Here is a 2335-nt window from a genome sequence, read left to right as displayed (position 1 = left end):
GCCATACCCCTGGGTGCTGGGGGAGGCGCATGCGATCAATGTCGTAACCAGTACCGGGACAACATTCGGGCACGATATCGCCGTCGCCGTACCCACACCGACGCGCAGTTCACCTAGCTTTGCCGCGCAAGCGGTGCTCGGCGGCTTTGTCGGCATCCTGCCCGTGGCGATCGGCCTGATGTTCTATCCGGCACTACGCGGGGTCGGGCGGAACGGCATGGACTTTCTCCTGTCGATGACCGTCGGTCTGCTCGCCTTCCTTTTCGTCGACACGCTCGAGGACGCGTTCGAACTGGCCGGCGAAGCAGCCGCCCTGTTCCAAGGGTCGACCATGATCGTACTCGCAGCCACCGCCAGTTTCCTTCTGCTCATGGCGGCAGGCCGGCGCAGCGGGACACCGACCGGGCTGGCGCTTGCCACCTTCATCGCACTCGGCATCGGCCTGCACAATCTCGGCGAGGGGCTGGCGATCGGCGCCGCCTTCGTCTCGGGCGCAGCCGGGCTCGGCACGTTCCTGGTGCTTGGCTTCACCTTGCACAACATCACCGAAGGCATCGGCATCGCAGCCCCGATCCTGAAGCAGCGACCGCCGCTCAGGACCTTCGCCATGTTGACGCTGCTCGCGGGAGGTCCCGCCGTCGTCGGCCTATGGATCGGCAGCCTCGCCTATGCGCCGCAATGGTCGGCGCTGGCGCTGGCGATCGGCGCCGGAGCGATCCTGCAAGTGATCGTCGAGATGGTTTCGCTGCAGCTTCGCCAGCGCCCCGATGGCTCGCGCGCCTTGCTCGCACCGGCTGCGATGGCCGGGCTGACAGCCGGGGTCGGCTTCATGTACCTCACGGCGATGCTGGTAAAGATCTGAGCAACGGCGGCGTCAACACTCAGTCCGGAACGCTGGTCTGCAGGGCGAGCGCATGCAGCACGCCGCCCATATTGCCTTTCAGCGCGTCATAGACCATCTGGTGCTGCTGGACGCGGCTTTTGCCGCGGAAGCTCTCGGCCACCACTTCGGCAGCGTAGTGGTCGCCGTCACCAGCCAGATCGCGAATTGTCACCTTGGCGTCCGGAATGCCTTCCTTGATCAGTCGTTCGATGTCGTGCGCATCCATTGCCATGGCAGAAATCCTGTTTTCGAGCGGGCGCAGCCCGTGCGATGAGAGTCGGGGATAAGCGTAGAGCCTTTCCGGTCCGGATTGAAGCGGTTCCATCCGTGACCGAAGCTTCACGGGACATTCCGATCCGGCTGAGCCGCGTCGCCGGCGGACACATCCTCGTGCGTCGAGTAGGCGCGACCGAGGCTGAAGGTCAGCACGTAGAGCGGCACGTTTATCGCGATGCCGACCATCGGCAAGTAGCTCGTCCACTGCCAGACCGGGGAGAAAAACGGCCGGCCGTAGCCATCGCACATAAGCGAAGAACCATACGCCCAAAGCGCTCCGATGGCGGTTGCAATGGCGAAGAGCTTGACGCAAGTGACGATATGCCTTGCCCGAGCCGGCTCCGGCAAAAGGCGCTGCCACAGCACCAGGCACAAAACAGGAATGGCGTAGACGAGGTCCTGAGCGGCCAGCAACGGGATTGCGCCGTTCGCCGCAGCAAGGAACTCGGCTCGCGTTTCGAGCCTTGGACAGACCTCGCTCGAGGTCGTCGACAGCAGCAGAAAGACGAACGGGCCGAGGAACCAGAAAAAGAACAGCGACGGCCAGAAAACCGCTGCAAGCAGCGCCCGGACCGCCAGCCTGGTCAAATGGCCTGATCCATGAAGCGCGGGAACCAGCCCTCATGGGCGGCGGTCAATTCGCTGACCGGAACGGCACGCGCCTCGCCGAGCTTCAGCATGTCGCCACCGGTCGTGCCGATCCACGGCGCGAAGATGCCGAGCTTGCCCTGCTCCGCGCGGATCCTGTCCCATTCGCCGCTTTGCGGGTCGATCGACAAGGTCAGGAGATAACGTCCTTGGTCCTCGCCGAACCAGACCGGGATCGGATCGGTGCCGGTGAGACCGGGAATGGTGGCGCCGATGCCGGATGCCATCGCCATTTCGGCCAGCGCCACGGCAAGGCCGCCGTCGGAGACATCGTGCGCGGCAGTCACGATGCCGGAAGCGATCAGCGCGCGCACATGGTCGCCGACGCGCTTTTCATGTTCGAGGTCGACGGGCGGCGGCGAACCGTCGGCGCGGCCGTGGATGTCGCGCATATAGACCGACTGGCCGAGATGGCTGCCCCATGTCGGCGGCGCGCCGACCAGCACGATCATCTGGCCCTCGGCGGCAAAGCCGATGCGGGCCATCTTCGACCAATCGGCGATCAGCCCGACGCCGCCGATGGTCGGC

The 2335-nt window shown here is 65.1% G+C and carries 4 protein-coding genes; 1 reads left to right on the top strand and 3 read right to left on the bottom strand.

The window, feature by feature from the left end:
• Nucleotides 1-862, top strand: an 862-nt coding sequence (locus tag EOA60_RS29275; RefSeq protein ID WP_128312349.1) for a ZIP family metal transporter, incomplete at its 5' end; no start/stop codon positions are given.
• 19 nt (nt 863-881) lie between these two features.
• Here EOA60_RS29275 and EOA60_RS29270 read toward each other — a convergent pair.
• The 3 genes from EOA60_RS29270 to EOA60_RS29260 all read right to left on the bottom strand — a co-directional run.
• The gene (locus EOA60_RS29270; RefSeq protein ID WP_023674714.1) at nt 882-1115 is read right to left on the bottom strand and encodes a BolA family transcriptional regulator; all 234 of its coding nucleotides are present in this window, start codon (nt 1113-1115) and stop codon (nt 882-884) included.
• 107 nt (nt 1116-1222) lie between these two features.
• Nucleotides 1223-1747 carry a hypothetical protein gene (locus EOA60_RS29265; RefSeq protein ID WP_095825268.1) on the bottom strand — a complete coding sequence of 175 codons (525 nt, stop codon included), beginning with the start codon at nt 1745-1747 and terminating at the stop codon, nt 1223-1225.
• Nucleotides 1744-2335 (bottom strand): AIR synthase-related protein (locus tag EOA60_RS29260; RefSeq protein ID WP_245502635.1); only part of this gene is annotated, 592 nt, incomplete at its 5' end. The genes EOA60_RS29265 and EOA60_RS29260, both read right to left, overlap by 4 nt.

The organism is Mesorhizobium sp. M1A.F.Ca.IN.020.06.1.1 (assembly GCF_004023265.1).
GTDB lineage: Bacteria > Pseudomonadota > Alphaproteobacteria > Rhizobiales > Rhizobiaceae > Mesorhizobium.
The sequence above is the reverse complement of the archived record's forward strand: the minus strand, read 5'-3'. Positions and strand labels throughout refer to the sequence as shown.

Excerpts from the sequence above, each read along its gene's own strand:
- EOA60_RS29270 (WP_023674714.1), bottom strand. The coding sequence starts at position 1,115 with ATGGCAATGGATGCGCACGACATCGAACGACTGATCAAGGAAGGCATT.